19 protein-coding genes and 1 tRNA gene are annotated in these 20,540 nt (G+C 60.8%); 8 read left to right on the forward strand and 12 right to left on the reverse strand.

The features are described 5' to 3' along the window. Positions 1-1,359: an acyclic terpene utilization AtuA family protein gene (locus tag P3T17_RS11185; RefSeq protein WP_429406677.1), complete on the reverse strand. Its 1,359-nt coding sequence runs from the start codon at positions 1,357-1,359 to the stop codon at positions 1-3. A 15-nt stretch (positions 1,360-1,374) separates the two neighbouring features. Beyond that, entirely contained in the window at positions 1,375-2,679 is a 1,305-nt protein-coding gene (locus P3T17_RS11190) for a CitMHS family transporter (protein ID WP_429406679.1), read from the reverse strand. A gap of 99 nt (positions 2,680-2,778) precedes the next feature. On the opposite strand from P3T17_RS11190, the gene P3T17_RS11195 reads away from it, so the two are divergent. Beyond that, on the forward strand, positions 2,779-3,690 hold the full coding sequence (locus P3T17_RS11195; protein WP_429406680.1) for a LysR family transcriptional regulator: 912 nt from the start codon (positions 2,779-2,781) through the stop codon (positions 3,688-3,690). A gap of 342 nt (positions 3,691-4,032) precedes the next feature. Here P3T17_RS11195 and P3T17_RS11200 read toward each other — a convergent pair whose 3' ends face one another. Continuing rightward, a complete protein-coding gene (locus P3T17_RS11200) occupies positions 4,033-4,887 on the reverse strand; it encodes an AraC family transcriptional regulator (RefSeq protein ID WP_429406682.1) in 855 nt (284 codons plus the stop codon). Positions 4,888-5,216: 329 nt separating this feature from the next. Here P3T17_RS11200 and P3T17_RS11205 point away from each other — a divergent pair, with 329 nt between their 5' ends. Then, positions 5,217-6,611, forward strand: a complete 1,395-nt coding sequence (locus P3T17_RS11205; protein WP_429406684.1) for an ethanolamine ammonia-lyase subunit EutB — start codon at positions 5,217-5,219, stop codon at positions 6,609-6,611. After that, positions 6,608-7,402 carry an ethanolamine ammonia-lyase subunit EutC gene (eutC, locus tag P3T17_RS11210; protein ID WP_429406686.1) on the forward strand — a complete coding sequence of 265 codons (795 nt, stop codon included), beginning with the start codon at positions 6,608-6,610 and terminating at the stop codon, positions 7,400-7,402. The genes P3T17_RS11205 and eutC overlap by 4 nt, the downstream gene beginning before the upstream one ends. 20 nt (positions 7,403-7,422) lie before the next feature. Here eutC and P3T17_RS11215 read toward each other — a convergent pair whose 3' ends face one another. From P3T17_RS11215 to P3T17_RS11225, 3 genes are all read right to left on the reverse strand, one after another. Next, on the reverse strand, positions 7,423-7,815 hold the full coding sequence (locus P3T17_RS11215) for a DUF779 domain-containing protein (protein ID WP_429287661.1): 393 nt from the start codon (positions 7,813-7,815) through the stop codon (positions 7,423-7,425). 66 nt (positions 7,816-7,881) lie between these two features. Beyond that, positions 7,882-9,402 (reverse strand): aldehyde dehydrogenase, encoded by a 1,521-nt coding sequence (gene adh, locus P3T17_RS11220; protein WP_429406688.1) that lies wholly within the window; start codon positions 9,400-9,402, stop codon positions 7,882-7,884. 318 nt (positions 9,403-9,720) lie between these two features. Further along, complete coding sequence (locus P3T17_RS11225) at positions 9,721-11,994, reverse strand: heavy metal translocating P-type ATPase (RefSeq protein ID WP_429406690.1); 2,274 nt, start codon at positions 11,992-11,994, stop codon at positions 9,721-9,723. Positions 11,995-12,073: 79 nt separating this feature from the next. On the opposite strand from P3T17_RS11225, the gene cadR reads away from it, so the two are divergent. The 3 genes from cadR to dbpA all read left to right on the forward strand — a co-directional run bounded on the left by cadR (position 12,074) and on the right by dbpA (position 14,222). Beyond that, the gene (cadR, locus tag P3T17_RS11230; protein WP_429287658.1) at positions 12,074-12,505 is read left to right on the forward strand and encodes a Cd(II)/Pb(II)-responsive transcriptional regulator; all 432 of its coding nucleotides are present in this window, start codon (positions 12,074-12,076) and stop codon (positions 12,503-12,505) included. A gap of 97 nt (positions 12,506-12,602) precedes the next feature. Then, positions 12,603-12,788 carry a hypothetical protein gene (locus P3T17_RS11235; protein ID WP_074263018.1) on the forward strand — a complete coding sequence of 62 codons (186 nt, stop codon included), beginning with the start codon at positions 12,603-12,605 and terminating at the stop codon, positions 12,786-12,788. 21 nt (positions 12,789-12,809) lie between these two features. Next, positions 12,810-14,222, forward strand: coding sequence for an ATP-dependent RNA helicase DbpA (dbpA, locus tag P3T17_RS11240; RefSeq protein ID WP_429406691.1), 1,413 nt, complete (start codon positions 12,810-12,812; stop codon positions 14,220-14,222). A 35-nt stretch (positions 14,223-14,257) separates the two neighbouring features. On the opposite strand, the gene P3T17_RS11245 is transcribed toward dbpA, so the two are convergent. The 5 genes from P3T17_RS11245 to P3T17_RS11265 all read right to left on the reverse strand — a co-directional run bounded on the left by P3T17_RS11245 (position 14,258) and on the right by P3T17_RS11265 (position 17,585). Continuing rightward, positions 14,258-14,569 carry a hypothetical protein gene (locus P3T17_RS11245; protein WP_254368739.1) on the reverse strand — a complete coding sequence of 104 codons (312 nt, stop codon included), beginning with the start codon at positions 14,567-14,569 and terminating at the stop codon, positions 14,258-14,260. Next, on the reverse strand, positions 14,569-16,281 hold the full coding sequence (locus tag P3T17_RS11250) for a methyl-accepting chemotaxis protein (protein WP_429407193.1): 1,713 nt from the start codon (positions 16,279-16,281) through the stop codon (positions 14,569-14,571). Before P3T17_RS11250 ends, P3T17_RS11245 begins: the two co-directional genes overlap by 1 nt. Before the next feature lie 209 nt (positions 16,282-16,490). After that, positions 16,491-16,895: a DUF2471 domain-containing protein gene (locus P3T17_RS11255; protein ID WP_429406693.1), complete on the reverse strand. Its 405-nt coding sequence runs from the start codon at positions 16,893-16,895 to the stop codon at positions 16,491-16,493. Positions 16,896-16,934: 39 nt separating this feature from the next. Continuing rightward, the gene (locus P3T17_RS11260) at positions 16,935-17,213 is read right to left on the reverse strand and encodes a hypothetical protein (protein WP_074263022.1); all 279 of its coding nucleotides are present in this window, start codon (positions 17,211-17,213) and stop codon (positions 16,935-16,937) included. 296 nt (positions 17,214-17,509) lie between these two features. Beyond that, positions 17,510-17,585: transfer RNA gene (locus P3T17_RS11265), tRNA-Lys, on the reverse strand. Between the two features lie 200 nt (positions 17,586-17,785). Between P3T17_RS11265 and P3T17_RS11270 the strand changes: the two genes are divergently transcribed. After that, positions 17,786-18,190 (forward strand): PaaI family thioesterase, encoded by a 405-nt coding sequence (locus P3T17_RS11270; protein ID WP_074263033.1) that lies wholly within the window; start codon positions 17,786-17,788, stop codon positions 18,188-18,190. A gap of 34 nt (positions 18,191-18,224) precedes the next feature. Next, positions 18,225-19,091 carry a patatin-like phospholipase family protein gene (locus tag P3T17_RS11275; protein ID WP_429406695.1) on the forward strand — a complete coding sequence of 289 codons (867 nt, stop codon included), beginning with the start codon at positions 18,225-18,227 and terminating at the stop codon, positions 19,089-19,091. Between the two features lie 77 nt (positions 19,092-19,168). Here the strand turns inward: P3T17_RS11275 and P3T17_RS11280 are convergent, their stop codons facing one another. Next, the gene (locus P3T17_RS11280) at positions 19,169-20,182 is read right to left on the reverse strand and encodes a D-2-hydroxyacid dehydrogenase family protein (protein WP_429406697.1); all 1,014 of its coding nucleotides are present in this window, start codon (positions 20,180-20,182) and stop codon (positions 19,169-19,171) included. Between the last annotated feature and the right edge of the window lie 358 nt (positions 20,183-20,540).

Below are 20,540 nucleotides of genomic sequence, written 5' to 3' on the forward strand. Positions count from 1 at the left end.
TCAAACCTCCACGATCGTGTATGTCGGCTGCACCAGATCTCGCGGCAGCAGGACCGATTGCACGGCGACCACCTCACGTGTGCTTTTGGTCACGCCGCCACCGCCCGCCGGTCCGTTCGTGTAGAGCGTCTCCACTTCGTTGCAGACACGAATTGCCTCGGCCTTCGAAGTCGTCCGCCCCGCTACACGTGCTCGCACTTCGTACGGTTCTCCGCTGCCACTACCAAGGGAAGGGCCATAAAGCGAATCCATACCAATCAGATCGAAGCGCAATTCGCTCACATCGACACCGGTCATCGTCAGCCGTTCGCGCACAATCTCAAGCGCGAGCCGGCCACGGGCTAACGCCCCTGGCCCGCCGTAGGAAATCTGCCCCTCACCGATATACCCATCCACGTACGCCACCGAAACCTTGAGCGTCGGTGTGCGCGGCGTCCCACGTCCGCCCGTCACACGCACGCGGTCCTTCGCCTGCTCCGCAACTCGTACCTGCGTAAAATCCGCCACTACATCAGGCTGCAGATAACGACTCGGATCATGGATCTCATAGAGCAACTGCTCCTTGCAGGTTGCTTCCGTTACGAAGCCTCCAGCGTGAGCGACCTTGGTGATAACCACCGAGCCATCCGCTGAAACCTCACCAATCGGAAAACCCAGGCGCGCGAGACTGGCAACATCCTTGAACCCAGGATCAGCAAAGTACCCACCGGTGATCTGCCCGGCGCACTCCATCAGATGCCCGACCACCGTTGCCCGCCCGAGTCGATCCCAATCGTCGAAGGCCCAACCAAACTCGTGAATCAACGGCGCGGTGAACAACGAGGGATCAGCTGCACGTCCAGTCAACACAACATCCGCTCCAGCGTCTAATGCAGCCACGATCGGCGCAGCGCCAAGGTAGGCGTTAGCCGACACGATGCGCTCGTCGAAGTCAGCAACCGCGTGCCCCGATTCTTCAAAGCGGAAGGCACCGCTGCGCACGACATCGAGCACATCGTCGCCCGTAACCGCAGCGATCTTCAGACCGCCAAGCCCCAGTTCACGAGCAATCGCTGCCGTCTTGCGCGCCGCCGCGAGCGGATTCGCCGCCCCCATATTGGAGACGATGCGCACACCGTTACGCCTCGCCACCGGCAACACCGCATGCATGCGCGCCTCGAGCAGCGGGTCATACCCACTCTCAGGATCCTGTCGCCGCGCCTGCTGTGCCAACGCAATAGTCCGCTCTGCAAGACACTCGAACACGAGATAGTCGAGCGCGCCGTGCGTCGCAAGCTCCACTGCCGGCTCGATACGGTCACCTGAATAACCGGCACCGGCACCAAGGCGAACCACCCGTGAGGAATCCACTGTATTCATCGCAGCTCAACCAGATCAAAGGGGAAAAATGCCCAACACAACGCACGCAATCGTCATCACGATCGACGCACCGAACAGGAGTGGAAACGTGAATTTCTGGTGATCGGCGAGATCGATGCCAGTCAGTCCGCACACAAGAAAAGTCGCGGGCGTCAAAGGGCTAACCGGGAACCCAGTGGTCATCTGACCCAGCAATGCTGCCTGGCCGATCTTCACCGCTGGCACTCCAAGCTGACCTGCAACCTCAGCAATTACAGGCAGCACGCCGAAATAGAAAGAGTCGGGATCGAACAGCAGGCTGAGCGGCATCGAAACCAGACCGAGCACGACGGGAATATGCGAGGCCATCGTCGCCGGCACGAACCCCACAGCGGTTTGCGCCATCGCCTTGAGCATGCCGCTGCCTTGCATTACACCGGTGAACACCCCAGCCGCGAGCAGAATCCCGGCCATCATCAATGCTGCCCGTGCATGAGCATCGATCCGTTGACGTTGCATATCGACGTTCGGATAGTTCACGAGCAACGCTACGCACAGTCCCACCATGAACACGAGCGCGGGGGGCACTTTCTCCCCCATCACGACCATCGAACCCAACACGATGATGGTCAGCACGATGTTGAACCAGAAGTTGCGCGGTCTGCGCAGCGCCTGCTGTTCTTCGGTGAGTTCGCGCTGCGGCATGGGGACATTGCCGGCAGCAGCTGTCAGTCCGAGCCGCCGTTCTTCGCGCAGCCCAAGCCAGAACGCCATCCCGAAGACAAACACGAGGCCGATGATCTGCACGGGAATCAGCGGATTGAACAGCTCGGAGATCGGCAGATGCAGCGACGCGGACGCGCGAATCATCGGCCCCGTCCACGGTAGAAAATTGATGCCCGCCGCCATCGACGCCGCCGCGGCCAGCACGCGCCGATCCATGTTCAGGCGGTCATAGAGCGGCAGCATCGCGGGAATCGTCACGAGAAAACACACCGCACCCGAACCATCGAGGTGAATCAGCAGCGCCAGCAACGTCGTGCCCATGACGATGCGCGTCGGCCGCGTGCCGACCGTTCGCAGGATGCGATCGATGATCGGATCGAGCGTCCCCGCATCCGTGATCGTGCCGAAATAAAGAATCGCGAACACGAACATGCCGACGACAGGCGCGAGGCTCTTCAACCCGTCGATCACAAACTTGCTGGTTTGCAGCCCGAAGCCGCCAATCAGCGATGCGGCGATCGGCACGATGATCAGCGCGACCAGCGGCGACATGCGTTTGGAAAGGATCGCCGCGAGCAGGACGACGATGGTGGCCAGACCCAGTAATGGCAACACGTGTTTGTCTCCGATCTTGTCTTTTAGTGTCGACAAGCGTAGGTTGCACGCATGAATAGAGCAATTGAAATGATTTGATTGCAGCAATCACACTTCGTAATGGATCTGAACCTTCGCGAAATCCGCGCTTTTATCGCCGTCGCTGAAGCCGGTAGCTTCACGCGAGCCGCCGTGCGCTTGCATTTGTCTCAACCGGCGTTGACGGTGCAGATCCGTCGGCTCGAGGAAACGCTGGGCGCACGTCTCTTCGACCGCAACAGCCGGAACGTCGCGCTGACGCCGGTCGGCAGGGAACTGCTCCCCGTTTTACAGAAGTCGTTGCGGGAGATGGAGCATGTTCTTCTCGACGCACGCGCCTTGAGCGATGGCTCAACCGGTGCGGTCCGCATCGCCTGCTTGCCGTCGTTCGCGGCCAGTCTGCTGCCGGATCTCGTGCGCGATTTCAGACAACAGGTGCCGGGCGCGGCATTCGATATTCGCGACGTGGTCGCGAGCGTCGTCAATCGTCTGGTGCGCAGCGAGGAGGCCGATCTGGGTCTGACGGGTGGCGAGGTGGTCGACCCATCGCTCGAAGTGCTCCACGCGGGTGAAGATCGCCTGTGCATCGTTTGTCCGCTCGACCATCCGCTTGCGAAGAAGCGGCGCATCACGCTCGAGAGCCTCGCAGGCTATCCGCTGGTGCTAACCGCTGCGGGCACGAGTGTGCGAGCTGTCGTCGATGCCGCGTTCGAGCAGGCGGGCGTTGCCCCCGTGCTCACCTGCGAGCCCATGTACATGATGACCGCCGTCGCGATGGTACGTGCAGGTCTAGGGCTGACGATTCTGCCTGGTTCGGCCCGCGAGATTCTTGCGGAGAAGAGCGTCGTGGCGCGCGCCATCGACGATCCTCGTTTTGTTCGCCCCATCGCTCTCGTCAAGAAACGCGGCCGAACCTTGCCGCCGATAACGGAGGCGTTCGTGGCCGCGATCGCGTCGGCGGTAGAAGGGACGCGCAAAGGCAAAGGTAGGTAGCAGGAAGCGAGTTATCCACACACCCGTTTGGACAACACGGGGATAAAGCCCCTAACTTCCTGTGGGTCGAACCTTGATAAAACGCTGGCCCGTCACGGCGAGGCAAAAGTTGTCCCTGGCTTAGACGGCCTGTTCACGAACCGCCCGTAGGGTTATGGAATCCGTAGCGCCTTGATCTGCCAGTGAAGATTGGCGTTGTCCACAGAAAGCGACCGCCCTTGTTAACTATTACTACGTATATATATGTATACAGTGAAAGACATAGAACGCACATGGACCGCATCGCATCGCCTCTGCGCAAAAGCGTAGCAGACAGGCTCACTTTCAACGTCTTCAGCAACGTCAGGCCAAGGGCAAGCAGATCTCCGTCAGCAATTCGGACGGCGCCGTGTCTTTAGGATTGTTCAGATACTCTTCAAAGACAGGCGCATCGGCCGCTTCATGTTCCGATTGCACGAGCCATTCGCCATATAGCCATTGATAGGCCGCGGCCATATCGGCATACGGTCCTTTGTGCTGCAACACCGCATACCGTCCGCCGCGCACGTGCGTCGATGAAACCGGCGCCGCTACCTCAACCGCATCCGGCAGCACCACGCCAGCCTTCGACCGCAACTCCGCTTCGGCCACGATCCCTGGATCGTCATAGTAAATCCCGATCATCCGCATCTCAGGCGAAAGCAGGTTTCGCGCAGCAAGCCATCCGATCAGTGCATCGAAAGCCTTACCGATCTGCATATACGAGCCGACATGATCGATTGTCAAAACCTGCATGGCGGGCACATCCCGAATCACCACTTCACGCATCACCATTTCGTCGTCTCCCGATTGCGCCGGCCGAAACCGGCTATGTGTGCCTTGCTTGCGATATTGCGCCGGCGGCATGCCGAACACCGTCCGAAACGTCCGTGAAAACGACTGCAGACTGCTGTACCCGGAGCGCTCCGCAATCTCTGCAATCGGTAGCGAGCCATTCGCCAGATACCCCGCCGCGCGATGTAGCCGCAACCTGCGCACCGTCGATGCCACGGTTTCACCATGCATCGCCTGATAGATCCGATGCCAGTGGTAGGGCGACAGGCAGGCGATCTCCGCCAGCCTGTCGATATCGAGCGGCTCGTCGAGGTGATCGTAAATATGGTCGAGCACGCGGTTCAAACGCGCTTCGTAGCGTGCCCTGTGACTGAGGTCGTTCATGGTGGTAGCGAAGAGAGCAGGCGTTGAGTACGAACCAAAGTACCACGCCGCGATTTACCAAATCCTGCGGATTTCGCGGAGAGAGTCCAGGAAAAATTTGACTGCATTCAGTGCTGCGATGCAGCAAAAATCCCTCAGCCAACGTAAAATTCGCAACGTCTTTCCCGTTATCGATCTTTGCCGACCTCTGATAACGGCTCGATTAATGGCCTACTACCATTGCTGAGGCCTGTCCGCTCAGGCAGAGCACATGCAGCACGTGCGGCGCGCCATTCGAAGCATGTGACGGATCAACCCGCTGCGCGAGCAGCGGCGACGGAGTCGTAGAGATGAGTTATAGGGAAGTCATCGGCAGTCGTACCTACCTGTTTGCCGATCTGAAAACGCTGATGGCAAAGGCGAGCCCGCTGCGTTCGGGCGACCAGCTCGCAGGCGTTGCCGCAGCCACCGAGGAAGAACGCGTCGCGGCCAAGATGGCGCTTGCCCAGGTACCCTTGCGCACCTTCCTCAATGAGGCGCTGATTCCCTACGAAAGCGACGAAGTCACACGCCTCGTGATCGATGATCACTCGCCCGAAGCCTTCGCCGAAATCGCCCATCTGACGGTAGGCGATTTCCGCAACTGGCTGTTGAGCAGTGAGACGGATGCCGTCGCGCTGACTCGAATCGCAGCAGGACTGACGCCAGAGATGGTCGCCGCGGTGTCGAAGCTGATGCGCAACCAGGATCTGATTGCCGCGGCGCGCAAACGACCGGTGGTCACGCGGTTTCGCAATACGGTGGGCTTGCCGGGTCATATGTCGGTGCGTCTGCAACCGAATCATCCGACCGACGACGTCAAGGGCATCGCCGCTTCGATGCTCGATGGCCTGATGTACGGCTGCGGCGACGCGATGATCGGGATCAACCCGGCCACCGACAGTCTTGCTGCGATCACCACGTTGCTGCTGATGATCGACGACTTCCGGCAGCGTTACCAGGTGCCGACGCAATCCTGTGTGCTGACTCACGTCACCAATACGATCGCCGCTATCGAGAAAGGCGCGCCAGTCGATCTGGTGTTCCAGTCGATTGCGGGCACCGAGAAAGCCAACGCCGGTTTCGGCATTTCGCTCGCACTGCTGCAGGAGGCCTACGAGGCGGCGCTTTCGCTGAATCGCGGCACGGTCGGCAACAACGTGATGTATTTCGAAACCGGGCAGGGCAGCGCGCTCTCGGCGAACGCACATCATGGCGTCGACCAGCAGACCTGCGAAGTGCGCGCCTATGCGGTGGCACGCAAGTTCAATCCGTTCCTCGTCAATACGGTGGTCGGCTTTATTGGTCCGGAGTATCTGTACGACGGCAAGCAGATCACGCGCGCCGGTCTCGAAGATCACTTCTGCGGCAAACTGCTCGGCGTGCCGATGGGTTGCGACATCTGCTATACGAATCACGCGGAAGCAGATCAGGACGATATGGACAACCTGCTGACGCTGCTTGGCGCCGCCGGCATCAACTTCATCATGGGCGTACCCGGCGCGGACGATGTAATGCTGAACTATCAGAGCACGTCATTCCACGACGCGTTATACGTGCGTGAAATCCTGGGCCTAAGACGCGCGCCTGAATTCGAAGAATGGCTGGAGTCGATGCAGATTACCGATACGCGCGGCATTCTGCTCAACGGAGCCACCCGGCAGCCCTTGCTCGAAAGCGCGCATGAATGGATGGGGATCGCATGAGCAAGGATTTCCTCGAAAAGAACCCATGGAACGCGTTGCGTCAGTTCACCAATGCGCGCATCGCCTTGGGCCGTGCGGGCAACAGCTTGCCGACCGCGCCGCTGCTCGCGTTCAATCTGTCGCATGCGCAAGCTCGGGACGCGGTGCATCAGCCGCTGGATGCGGAGTCGCTGCACGAGCAGTTGCGCGCCAATGGTTTCACGACGCTCGACGTGCATAGCGCTGCGCCGGACCGGCAACACTATTTGCGCCGTCCGGACCTGGGCCGGCGTTTGTCGGACGAGAGTCGGGAGGTGCTTAAGCAGGTTGCGGTGGAACCGCCCGAAGTGGTGTTCGTGATTGCCGATGGCTTGTCGGCCTTCGCCGCCGCGAAGCAGTCGATCCCGCTATTGCAGGCGGTATGTTCAAAGCTGGGTGACTGGAAGATCGGACCGGTTGTGATCGCACGGCAGGCGAGGGTGGCGCTTGGCGACGAGATCGGCGAACTGCTCCGCACCAGGCTCGTCGTGATGCTGATTGGCGAGCGTCCAGGTTTGAGTTCGCCGGACAGCCTCGGCATCTATCTGACGTATGCGCCTAAAGTGGGCTGCAGCGACGCGCAGCGCAATTGCATTTCGAATGTACGTCCCGAGGGATTGAGCTATGCGGGCGCGGCGCACAAGCTGCACTATCTGCTGACGCATGCGCGCCGACTGGGCCTGACTGGCGTAGGTCTAAAGGACGATAGCGACGCACTGCTTGAAGCGCCGCCGGCAACGGCCGATATCGCGTTGACATCCGAAAGCGAGTAGTACGGCGCGATGCAATTGCCTCACGCATCCGCCCGTTCAACCGGATGCGTTTCCAGCCACGCATTCTCATCGTCCTCGAAGAGCCGCGAGCGCGTCAGAAACCGCATCCCCGTGGGCCGCTCGAGCGAAAACATCCCACCATTGCCCGGCACGACGTCGATGATCAGCTGTGTGTGCTGCCAATACTCGAATTGCGATTCGCTCATATAGAACGGCACGCCCGCGATCGTGCCGAGTTTCACATCGGATGAGCCGACCATAAACTCTCCCGCCGGAAAACACATCGGCGCGCTGCCGTCGCAGCATCCTCCGGATTGGTGAAACAACACCGGCCCATGCTCGGCCTGCAGTTTCCCGATCAACTCCGCCGCTGCCGGCGTCACGATCACGCGTTCCACTTCCTTGTCGGCCATAACATTCCCCGCTGAAGAAAAGAAAGCGAGCCGCACGATGCGGCCCGCTCACAAGGAACGTCTTGCTCAGAAGAAGCCGAGCGGCTTGTCGCTGTAGCTGACGAGGAGATTCTTCGTTTGCTGATAGTGATCGAGCATCATCTTGTGATTTTCACGGCCGATGCCCGATTGCTTGTAGCCGCCGAACGCCGCATGCGCCGGATACGCGTGATAGCAATTGGTCCACACGCGGCCGGCCTGAATGCCGCGTCCCATGCGGAAAGCGCGCGAACCGTCGCGGCTCCACACACCGGCGCCGAGACCGTACAGAGTGTCGTTCGCAATCTCCAACGCTTCGTCTTCGTTCTTGAAGGTCGTCACCGACACCACCGGCCCGAAGATTTCTTCCTGGAAAATACGCATCTTGTTCTGGCCGCGGAATACCGTCGGCTTCACGTAGTAGCCTTTCTTCAGCTCACCGTCGAGTGCATTGCGCTCGCCGCCGATCAGGCATTCCGCGCCTTCCTGCTTGCCGAGATCGATGTACGAGAGGATCTTTTCGAGCTGTTCCTGCGAAGCCTGCGCGCCGATCATGGTCTTGCTGTCGAGCGGGTGCCCTTGCGTGATTGCGGCAACACGCTTGAGCGCACGTTCCATAAAGCGGTCGTAGATCTTTTCGTCGATCAGCACGCGCGACGGACAGGTACAGACTTCACCCTGGTTCAGCGCGAACATCGTGAAGCCTTCGATCGCCTTGTCGAAGAAGCTGTCGTCGTGGTCCATTACGTCGGCGAAGAAAATATTCGGACTCTTGCCGCCGAGCTCCAGCGTTACCGGGATGATGTTCTGACTCGCGTATTGCATGATCAGGCGGCCAGTGGTCGTCTCGCCGGTGAAGGCAATCTTGGCAATGCGCTTGTTCGACGCGAGCGGCTTGCCTGCCTCGAGACCGAAGCCGTTGACGACGTTGATGACGCCTGCCGGCAGCAGATCCTGAATCAGTTCGAGCAGCACAAGGATCGAGGCGGGCGTCTGCTCTGCCGGTTTCAGTACAACGCAATTGCCGGCTGCCAGCGCTGGAGCGAGCTTCCACACCGCCATCAGGATCGGGAAGTTCCACGGGATGATCTGCCCCACCACGCCGAGCGGTTCGTGGAAGTGGTAGGCCATGGTTTCGCTGTCGATCTCGGAGATCGAGCCTTCCTGGGCGCGCACGCAGCTTGCGAAGTAGCGGAAGTGATCGATGGCAAGCGGGATATCCGCGGCCATCGATTCGCGTAGCGGCTTGCCGTTGTCGATCGTCTCTGCGACGGCGATACGCTGCAGGTTCGCTTCCATGCGATCGGCGATGCGGTTGAGGATGTTGGCGCGATCGGTCGTCGAGGTCTTGCCCCATGCCACTTTGGCGCGGTGCGCGGCATCGAGCGCGAGTTCGATATCGGCTTCGCGCGAACGCGGAATCGACGTGAACGGTTCACCTGTAATGGGCGAGATATTGTCGAAGTACTCGCCGCCAACCGGCTTCACCCATTCACCGCCGATAAAGTTCTGATACTGCTTTTTGTACGGGAATTCGGTGGTCAGAAACTGCATTTCTGCGTGGTTCATCTGTGCGCTCCTCACATGTTCGAATGGTGGAATACCCGGCGCGGCGATCCGCTTGCCGCCCGTCGAATACGCCAGAAGCGTGCCAACGCATGTGACCGGGGACTCAGCGTGGTCCGGTGGACACCATTGACGTACCTCGTTGTTGAAACTGTTCAATGTGCTCAGTGTGGCGCGTGCTGTTTCGGAGCAGAGGGTGTGCAGGGTGTTCAGGAATTGAGCAATCCGCAGAGCGTGAAGACTGCAATGGGTGAGGTGAACACGAGGCGTGAGGCCGCCGCGTACCGCAGTAGCGGTTGAGTGGTTGCGGCGAGTTCAAGCTTACTTGCGCAGGAGTCGCAAGCCGTTGCCCACCACCAGCAGACTGGCGCCTGCATCGGCGAACACGGCCATCCACATCGTGCCGTAGCCCATCAACGTGAGCGTCAGAACCACCGCCTTCAGGCCGAGCGCCAGGGCAATGTTCTGCACCAGTATCGAGTGCGTCGCCTGCGAGAGCCGGATGAAGAGCGGAATCTTGCGCAGGTCGTCGTCCATCAGGGCGACGTCTGCGGTTTCGATGGCGGTGTCGGTGCCCATCGCACCCATCGCGAAGCCGATGTCTGCGCGAGCGAGCGCCGGGGCATCGTTGATGCCGTCGCCCACCATGCCGACCGTCACACCATTGGCCGACAGCCCTTCTACGGCCTTGAGCTTGTCTTCCGGTAACTGGTCGCCGAGTGCGCGATCGATGCCGACCAGGCTCGCGATGGTTTCGGCCGTGTGCGAGTTGTCGCCGGTCAGCATGGCCGTTTGCACCCCCAGCTTGTGCAGGTCGGCAATCGCGGCGCGACTGCTCTCCTTCACCGTATCGGCGACGGCGAAGAGGGCCAGCACGCGTTCTTCGTCCATCAGCATGACGACGGTTTTGCCGTGACGTTCGAGCGTATCGAGCCGTGCTTCGAGCGCCGTCGAGCAGCGGCCGAGTTCGTGGACGAGGCGGTGGTTGCCGAGCAGATACGGCGTGCCGTCGATCATGCCGCGCACGCCGCGTCCGGGAATCGCCTCGAACCCGCTAACCTTCAACCACTCGATACCGTCGGTTTTGGCCGCGCCCGCAATCGCCTGCGACACCGGATGATCGGAGCGACCAGCGAGACTCGCGGCGAGGCTGCGGAAGCGGGTGAGTGCGACATCCTCCACACGCATTTCGAAGTCCGTCTGCACCGGTTTGCCGCGGGTGATCGTGCCGGTCTTGTCGAGAGCGAGCCACTTCAGCTTGCGGCCCTGCTCGAGGTACGCGCCACCCTTGATCAGGATGCCCCGGCGGGCGGCGGCCGCGAGACCGCTCACGATCGTCACGGGGGTGGAGATCACCAGCGCGCACGGGCAGGCGATCACCAGCATCACCAGCGCCTTGTAGACCCATTCGTGCCACAGGCCGCCGAACAGCATCGGCGGGAGGATCGCCACAGCCAGCGCGACGGCGAACACGATCGGCGTGTAGACGCGGGCGAACTGGTCGACGAAGCGCTGCGTCGGCGCTTTGGAGCCTTGCGCTTCTTCGACCGCGTGGATGATGCGAGCAAGCGTGGTGTTGCTGGCGGCGGCCGTCACGCGGTAGTCGAAGGAACCGCTCTGGTTGATCGTGCCGGCGAATACGGCGTCGCCTTCGGCTTTGTCGACCGGCAGGCTTTCGCCGGTGATCGGCGCCTGGTTCACGCTCGAGCGGCCTGCGACGATCTCGCCATCGACTCCGATTCGCTCACCCGGCTTTACTCGCACGATGTCGCCCAGTGTGACCGATTTGATATCGACAGCGCGCCAACTGCCGTCGGGCTGCTGGACGGAGGCTTCTTCAGGCGTCAGTTGCATGAGGCCCTTGATCGCGTTGCGGGCGCGGTCGAGCGATTTGGCTTCGATCAGTTCGGCGATCGTGAACAGCACCATTACCGTGGCAGCTTCTGGCCATTGCTGCAGGACCAGCGCGCCGGTGACCGCGATGCTCATCAGCGCGTTGATGTTGAGGTTGCCATTGCGGATGGCGAGCCAGCCTTTCTTGTAGGTGGTGAGGCCGCAAGACAGCACAGCGACGATGGCCAGCACCGCCGCGAGCCACGCGGGTGCGCCGAGCCAGCTAACCGCTTCCGAGCCCACAGCGGCCGCGCCGGCAAGTGCCAGCGGCCACCACGGCTTGTGCGGCTCGGCGGGTGGGTTCGTGAGCGGGGCGGTTGCGTCGGCCAGTTGAGGTTCGAAATCGAGCGAGCGCAGGCTCGCCAGAATCGAGCCGAGCGCCTCGGGGGCATGCACGACCGTAAGCACGCGCTGCATCAGGTTGAAGTCGAGGCTGCGCACGTAGGGCATCCGGCCGAGCTTATTGCGGATCAACGCCTCTTCGGTCGGGCAATCCATCTGCATGATCCGGATCGCGGTGCGCACGTTAGCGCCGATGGTTTCGGGTCCAGAAAGCTTGGCCAGCGCGACGGGCGCGGCAGAGCAGCAGGCGTCGGCGTGGTTGTGGGAGTGCTCATGCGACGAAACCCGCTCTGAGTGGTTGTGAGCGCACGACTCCCCGTGCTCGTGACGGTGCGTTTCTGCGTGGCTGGCGTGAGGCATGGTGGCTTCCTGGCTGGATTTGTGGTCTAGTAAACACCTTGAAGCCACTACAAGGTCAAGGACGCAATCCGGAGGCTCCATGAAAATCGGCGAACTCGCGAAGATTGCCCACTGCACCACCGAAACCATCCGCTTCTACGAGAAAGAGGGCCTGTTGCCCGAAGCGGACCGCACTGAAGCGAATTACCGCAGCTACGCGGCGCGCCACGTCGAACGTTTGCGTTTCATCCGCAACTGCCGCGCGCTCGACATGACGCACGACGAGATCCGCGCCCTGCTGCGCCTGACCGACACCCCAGCCGACGGCTGCGGCGCGATCAACACGCTGATCGACGAGCACATTGCGCATGTCGATACGCGGATCGACGAGCTCAAGCAACTCAAGGCGCAATTGACGTCGTTGCGCGAGCAATGCCAGATCGAACAGACCGTCGAGGATTGCGGCATCGTCCACGGACTCACCGACATGGAAGTGAGCGCCCCCCGTTCGCGGCATACCCATCTGGGTTGAGCGGGCGCTGACCCGGTCGGACCCATTGCCCGGCAGCACGCGCGCGACGCCTGCTGCCGGGCCGCACCATTAAACGAATCGAAGTTGGAGAATCAACGTGTTCAAGTGTAGAAACCAGTCCTGCGAAGCGCGATGGGAGCAGGCAGACGTCGTCATCAAGAACGAGGGCCAGGGGCTCCTGTTCCGCTGCCCGATGTGCGGCGCACGCAATTACGTCGAGCGCTTCGACGCGGACGATGGCTCGGTGGTCTACGAGCAGATCGATGGCCGTCCCCTCCAGTAAGCCCAGCCGAGCCCTCGACACATGAACAGTCCCACGACCACCGCCGCGCCTCCGGGCGCACCCTTCAGCCTGCTACCGCTGGCGCCGGCGATGCTCGCCAATCTCACGCAGCTCGGCTACGTCGAGATGACGCCGATCCAGGCTGCGAGCCTGCCGATCGCGCTAGCCGGCAACGATCTGATCGCCCAGGCGAAAACCGGTAGTGGCAAAACCGCGGCGTTTTCGCTCGCACTGCTGGCGCGCCTCGACGCGCGCAACTTCGACGTGCAGGCCATGGTGCTGTGCCCGACGCGCGAATTGGCCGATCAGGTCACGCAGGAAATCCGCCGCCTCGCGCGCGCCGAACAGAACATCAAGGTGCTGACGCTGTGCGGCGGCACGCCAATGCGCCCGCAAACCGCGAGCCTGGAACAAGGCGCGCATATCGTCGTCGGTACGCCGGGGCGCATCATGGATCACCTCGAGCGCGGCAGTCTCGCGCTGGGCGCGCTGAACACGCTGGTACTCGATGAAGCCGACCGCATGCTCGACATGGGTTTCTTCGACGACATCGCGACCGTCGTGCGCCAGTGTCCGAAGGAGCGCCAGACGCTGTTGTTCTCCGCGACGTACCCTGATGGCATCGTCAAGCTGAGCCAGCAGTTCCTGCGCAATCCCAAGGAAGTAAAGTTGGAGGAGCGGCATGACAACAGCAAGATTCGTCAACGCTTCTACGAAGTGACGGAAGACGGCCGGCTGCACGCAGTCGGGTTGCTGCTGAATCACTACCGCCCGGTGAGCTCGCTGGTATTCTGCAATACCAAACAGCAATGTCGCGATCTGCTCGACGTGCTGCGTGCGCAGGGCTTTCATGCGCTCGCACTGCACGGCGAACTGGATCAGCGCGAGCGCGATCAGGTGCTGATCCAGTTTGCGAATCGTAGCTGCTCGGTGCTGGTAGCGACTGACGTTGCCGCCCGTGGGCTGGACATCGCGCAGCTCGAAGCGGTGATCAACGTCGATGTGACGCCGGATCCCGAGGTGCACGTGCATCGTATCGGCCGTACGGGACGCGCCGATCAGGAGGGCTGGGCACTGAGTCTCGCGAGCATGAACGAGATGGGCCGCGTCGGCAGTCTCGAGCAGGCGCAGGGTCGTGAGGTGGAGTGGCATCCGCTATCGGAGCTGACATCGACCAGCAATGAGCGCCTGTTGCCGCCGATGGAAACGCTGCAGATTCTCGGCGGCCGCAAGGAAAAGATCCGTCCGGGCGACGTGCTCGGCGCGCTGACCGGCGAAGCGGGTTTCGCCGGCTCGCAGATCGGCAAGATCAATGTGACGGAGTTCTCTACGTACGTTGCGGTTGAGCGCAGCATCGCACGCGATGCGTTGCGCAAGCTTAGCGCCGGCAAGGTGAAGGGCAAGAAGGTCAAAGTCCGCATGATGGACGAGTAAGCATCACGAACGGCGGCGCTTACTCCCGACGACCGCTATCGTCGCGCGCTGCCTTGCTCTTCCAGTGCAGCCAGAAGTGCGTTGGTCTGTTCCAGCAGCGCCGTGTGATAGGCCGACGGCATTTCGACGTCGTCGGTGATCGACATCGTGTCGTTGACGCCGTGGCGGAATATCCGTGTGATCTCATCGCATTGCGCCGCAGTCAGTTGCGGCAACGTCGCGTCAAAGAATCTGCACAGCACCATCGCGCGGGCGCCGATGCGGGAAACCGCGTTGCTGTTCGACACGGCGAAACTTGCGTAGGCGCTCAGAAGTTCACCAGTGACGTTCGTCGTGGTTGTGCTCATCAGAACGCCTCCCACGTTGGATCTGACTTGTGCGGTAGCGCAAGCGGTTCAGCGGCTGGCGAGGTTGCGGGCGCTTGCCGGATTGCTTTTAACCTCGCGGGCGCCTTCGATATCTTCCGCACGGGAACGAGTGGCCGGTTCTCCGCAACCGGCATGCGCGACACGGAGGACTCACGGTCGTCGAGCCTGAACGCCGACACCGCCCCCTGCAGATTGTTCGCCTGCTCTTCGAGGGAATGCGCCGCCGCAGCGGCCTCTTCGACGAGCGCCGCGTTCTGTTGCGTGACTTCGTCCATCTGGCCGACTGCCTGGTTCACCTGCTCAATGCCGCGACTTTGCTCTTCAGACGCCGCAGCGATCTCGCCGACGAGATCAGAGACCTGCTGGATGGCCTGCTTGACCTGGCGCACCGTTGCACTGACTTCCGTGGCCTGTCTGGCGCCGTCCTGAATCGTTGCCACGGACGAGCTGATCAATTCCTTGATTTCTTTCGCGGCGGCGGCCGAGCGCTGAGCCAGACTGCGGACCTCGCTAGCCACCACGGCAAAGCCGCGACCCTGCTCGCCCGCGCGTGCGGCTTCGACCGCTGCATTCAGCGCAAGAATATTGGTCTGGAAAGCAATGCTTTCGATGACGCCGGTAATGTCGGAAATCTTGCTCGAGCTACTGCTGATCTGATCGATCGTCCCGACCATGGCCTGAACGGAATTGTTGCCTGTGTCCGCTATATCGGTCGCGTGCATGGCGAGGGTGTTCGCCTGGCGCGCATTGTCGGCGTTCTGCTTTACCGTCTCCGTCAACTGCACCATGCTGGCAGCGGTTTCTTCAAGCGACGCCGCCTGTTGTTCGGTGCGCGCGGAGAGGTCGGTATTGCCGCTTGCGATTTCGCGTGACGCGACAGCAACCGAGGCCGTAGACGATTTAATCCCGCGAACCGTATCGCTGAGATTCCCGTCCATTTTCCTCAATGCTTCGAGCAACTGACCAAACTCGCCTCGCGAATCGACGGTGACGCGATTTTCCAGTTCACCGTTTGCGATATGGTTCGCTACGTCAATCGCCCTGTTGAGCGGATTCAGAATCGTGCGCAGCAGGTAGGTGGATATTCCCACGGCAACAACAATGCCGGCCACGAGCAGACCGATCGCGATCCAACGCGTAGTCGCGAAGGTGGCGTCGCTGTCGTCGACAAATTGTTTGGCCTGAGCCAGATTGAGTGCGGCGTCCTCGTCCAGAGCATTGTTCATGGACGTTGACACCGCAAGAACGTCTTCGATTGCAGTACCAGCCGCATCGAAATTCCCTGCGCTAGCTGCAGCTACGGCCTGGTTCGTTGACGCCGTGAAGCGCGGCAGCATGTTCTTGATGCGCTCCGCGATCTCATGTTCCTTGTCGCTGGATATCCCGCTTGAATAGTAGTGATTCCACGATTTATTGAGCTGTTCAAAATACGTGGCGATTGCCGCGGCGTACTCCGCTGTCCTGGCCGGATCGTGGAATACCTGAATGCGCCTTAGCATAAGGCGCACATTAAGTTGGGCTATGCGAACTTCCGATAGATCGGAGATCGGAACGGTGTTGCCAACGTATCCGTTGGCGACGTTCGAATTGACTCTGGAAAGCCCGAGTATCCCAAACAGGCCGATAGCAGCCATGAGTACAACGCACGCGCCGAACGCGAAAATGATCTTGATTCTGATTGTTTGCACCAGCTTGTCCGTGTCGCGTTCATCGAAAAATTGACGCCATTTTTTGTCACCGCGAGGTTTTAGATCGCGGTCTGTTACCGATAGTAGCGGTACGGAAACGGCGTGATGCGTTTGGACATGCGTGGTAAGACTTTGGTAGGGGCGTGCTTAATCTCTGGTAGGGATATGCTCGTTGGGTAAGCGCAATGAGGCTTGTGGGTTTTCCGCTTCCCTTAGTCCGACCCACCACCGTCCGTCGAATCGGACTGGATCAGCGCACGGACCGTTAGATAAACCACGGGCAGATCGTCATCGTCGCGTCTCCAGTCGACCGGCTCGTCAAGATCCGAGCCGGCCAGACGGCTGTCGCCGAAACGGACGAACATCTCCCGGACGTGCTCTTTATTCCTCGCCCGGAAGCCGGGATTCTCGAACACCTGTTCGTCGATCGTCTGCAGGGTGCGCCAGGTCGGCAATCCACTGCCGATCGGATAAGCGCGACGACCGCTATTCAGATGACGCCTGGCGACTGTGACAATGACCTGCTGAAGGTCGAGCGATGCGCTGCGGAGCGCGCGTTCGAGGGCAATGGGATCGATGTTTCGGACATCTTCGTCGAAGGCCGTGGCATGGGTCATGGTCTTATTTTCCTTGTAGCGTGGGGCGATGCATTTGCTTCAAAGGTGTTTCGATTGGGGCGGGCAGCGCTGTGCGAGCAACTGGCGAATCTGGGCGAGATGGGTGTCGCCGACCGTGCAGTCTTCGATAGGGCGAAAGCGTTGGCGTGGCATAGGCGGGCGCACGCCGAGATAGCGGCATACCGCGGAGAGGTACGGCTTTCCGTTGCCTCCGAGATGTCGTGCTGCAGCAGCCACCCGAGCGTCGCCGGCATGCTTGCACAGCCAGGCGAGTGTTTCGCGGTCGTCGTCGTTCAGGATGCGGATAAGCTGGTTCATTGCTCTACCCCTGTATGAACATACATACTGTAAATTTATACAGTATTTTGCGAAGATGCAAGGGGAATTGGAGGGCGAGTTACTCCGATCCGACGGGGGGCGGCGCTTTGGCGAAGGGTGGGCGAGCAGCGTTGCAGGCGAAGCGGAACGCTGTTGGCAACAGGCTCGTTTTGTGGACTGGCTTGGAGCACGTCGTCGTGGAGTTGCGCCCCAGGGTATGTGGGCACGCAGTGTCAACGAGTCTCAGAAAGCAAAAAGCCCGGTCGCAAGGACCGGGCTTTTTGCTTGAATTTCTTTGGTGGGGCGTGAGTGACTCGAACACTCGACCTACGGATTAAGAGTCCGCTGCTCTACCAACTGAGCTAACGCCCCCAACAGACTGCGAATTATGAAGGACTTTTTTTAAGTTGCCAAGGCCCCTTTAGCAGATTTCTTAAAAAAATTCGTGACGCCGGTCGTTTGCTTAACCGCCGGGCCCACGATATGCCAAAAACGCGCACTTTCTACCGTCCCGGTATTATGTTGCCAGACCATGCCGCGCGACGCCTCACGCGGTTCAACGGGGATAAGCGATGGACGACAAAGCGATAGCAGAGTTACTCGACCGCGTGCTGGCGCCGTGGGTGCGCACGCTTGCCCTGACCCCCGTGAAGGTCGACGAGGAAAGTGCGACGATGCGCCTGCCGTTTTCCGGCGAGCTGCGCCACTCCGGCGGCGTGATCTGCGGCCAGGTCTTTATGGCGGCCGCCGATACGGCGATGATCGTTGCCATTTCCGCCGCCCTCGACGGCTTCAAGCCAATGACCACCGTCTCACTGAACATCAGCTTCATGCGCGCAGTGCGCAAGGGCGACGTGCTGATCACAGCACGCGTGTTGCGGATGGGCCGCAACCTCGTATTCGGCGAAGTCGAACTGTTCGACGAGGACGGCAAGATGGCGGTCCACGCCACTACTACCTACGCGCTGCTCTCCTAAGCATCGCGCGTCAGATTCCAGGGAAAAACGAAGAATGTTCGATCAGGTTGTATTCGCGGGCGGTGGCAATCGCTGCTGGTGGCAGGCGGGATTCTGGGACATCGTGCAGCCGGAACTGAAGATCCGGCCGCGCGTGATCACCGGAATTTCGGCGGGCGCAGCCACGGCATGCATGCTCTACACGCGCGATTCCGACTGGGTCATGCGCTACTACGAAGACGCACTGCGCCACAACACCCGGAACGCGTACTGGGGCAATCTGCTACGTCGCGAGTCAGTGTTTCCTCACTATCGGATCTATCGCAAGGCACTCCTCGACATCTACGGCGAGAAGCTTGCGTCACTCGCGCAGGCGCCGGAGATCCGTATCGGCGTGTCGCATCTGCCGCGTTGGCTCGGTGCACGCAGTGCGGTCGCTGCGGGCCTGATCGCGTACAACATCGAGAAATACGTCCGCAAGACGCTGCATCCCACGCTCGGTCAGACGCTTGGTTTCCACCCGGAATTCGTGCGGGCGCAGGATTGCGCGAATGTCGAGGATCTCGCGGACCTGATTCTGCAATCGTCGTCGACGCCGCCTTTCACGCCGGTCTTGCGGCGCAACGGCCGGCCGGTCCTCGATGGCGGGATGGTCGACAACGTGCCGGTCGGCGCGCTCGATGAAACGCCGGGCAACGTGCTGGTGATGGTCACGCGCCTCTATCCGCGCCCGCAGATGTTCGTCGTATCGCACGGCGCCCAGCAGCGGCTGTATGTGCAGCCCTCGCGCAAAGTGCCCATCTCCAGTTGGGATTACACGAGCCCGTCGCAGATGCAGCACGCGTACAACCTCGGCCGCGCGGACGGTGAGCAGTTCCTCGAGCACATGCCGCAGTTGCTCGAAGCCGCGCTATACGATTGATCTGACGGCAAAGCCGGCGACGGGAGGGTGCTGGGCGGCCAAGACCAGTACAAACGCAAAGGTCGCGGCCTCGTCCCTTACCGCCGGCGCCCACCCTGCAACGCCTCAGGATTCGCCACGCTTGACGTATCGCCCGCGTCGAACGCCAGAATATTCTGGAACGCCGCGCTGAAATACAGCTCGTAGCTCTCACGCTCGACATACCCGATGTGCGGCGTGCAGATCACGTTTTCCATCCGCAGCAGGCTGTAGCCCTGCAGAATCGGCTCGCTTTCGTAGACGTCTATCGCCACCATCCCAGGCCGGTTGCGCGCCAGCGCATTGACCAGCGCGTTCTCTTCCAGCAGTTCGGCCCGGCTCGTATTCACCAGCAACGCAGTCGGCTTCATCCGCAGCAGGTCTTCCTGCTTGACGATGCCACGCGTGTCGTCATGCAGACGCAGATGCAACGACAGCACATCGCTCTGTTCGAACAGCGCCTCGCGGCTTTCGGCGACACCGTATCCATCGGCACGTGCCGCTTCGAGCGTGCTGCCGCGTCCCCACACCAGAACATTCATACCGAACGCCTTGCCATATCCCGCAATCAGGCGGCCGATCTTGCCGTAACCCCAGATCCCGACGGTCTGACCACGCAGAACCTGGCCCAGACCAAAGTTCGGCGGTAGCGCCGAGGTCTTCAGCCCTGACTGTTGCCAGGCTCCTTGCTTAAGGTTTGCTACGTATTGTGGGATGCGCCGCTGCGCAGCCATGATGAGAGCCCAGGTCAGTTCGGCCGGCGCGATCGGCGAACCGCTGCCTTCCAGAACGGCGATGCCGCGTTCGGTACAGGCGGCCAGATCGACATGGCTCGACACCTTGCCGGTCTGGCTAATCATGCGCAGATGCGGGAGTTTATCGAGCAGTTGCGAGTTGATGCGGGTACGTTCGCGGATCAGCACCAGGGCATCGACTTCCGACAGGCGGCTGGCCAGTTGGCCCAGGCCACGCACGGTGTTGTTGAACACCTTGACGTCATGGTCGGCGAGCAATTGAAAGCAGTCGAGCTTGCGAACGGCGTCCTGGTAATCGTCGAGGATGGCAATCTTCATAGTCTTGGTGTTTTGCGACGCACCATGACGGTGCGGAACGGAGTGTTAAGCTGGCTGTCCCACCATGTGAGGTAGGTCACACGCTGGTTTGGATGGATGCCTTATCGTAGAAAGTGCCGCGAAGATGGCATCACCACGCAAAGGCAAGATTGAGATCGTTTTTAACAGTTTGTTGCGTGTCGATGCAAGCCGCTTTACAGACGGTTGCAGAGGGCTGCTTGCAGACGGCGCAGCGCAACAGGCTGTATGGCCTATCACGACCTGCACAATCGTGCGCCGGTTGGCCGGCGCAACTGGATTGACGCCTCTCGCACGCAGCGTCGTTGGGCCTGTACCGTTTTTCTTTTTGCTTACAAAC

The organism is Paraburkholderia sp. GAS82 (genome assembly GCF_050436285.1).
Lineage (GTDB): Bacteria > Pseudomonadota > Gammaproteobacteria > Burkholderiales > Burkholderiaceae > Paraburkholderia > Paraburkholderia phenazinium_B.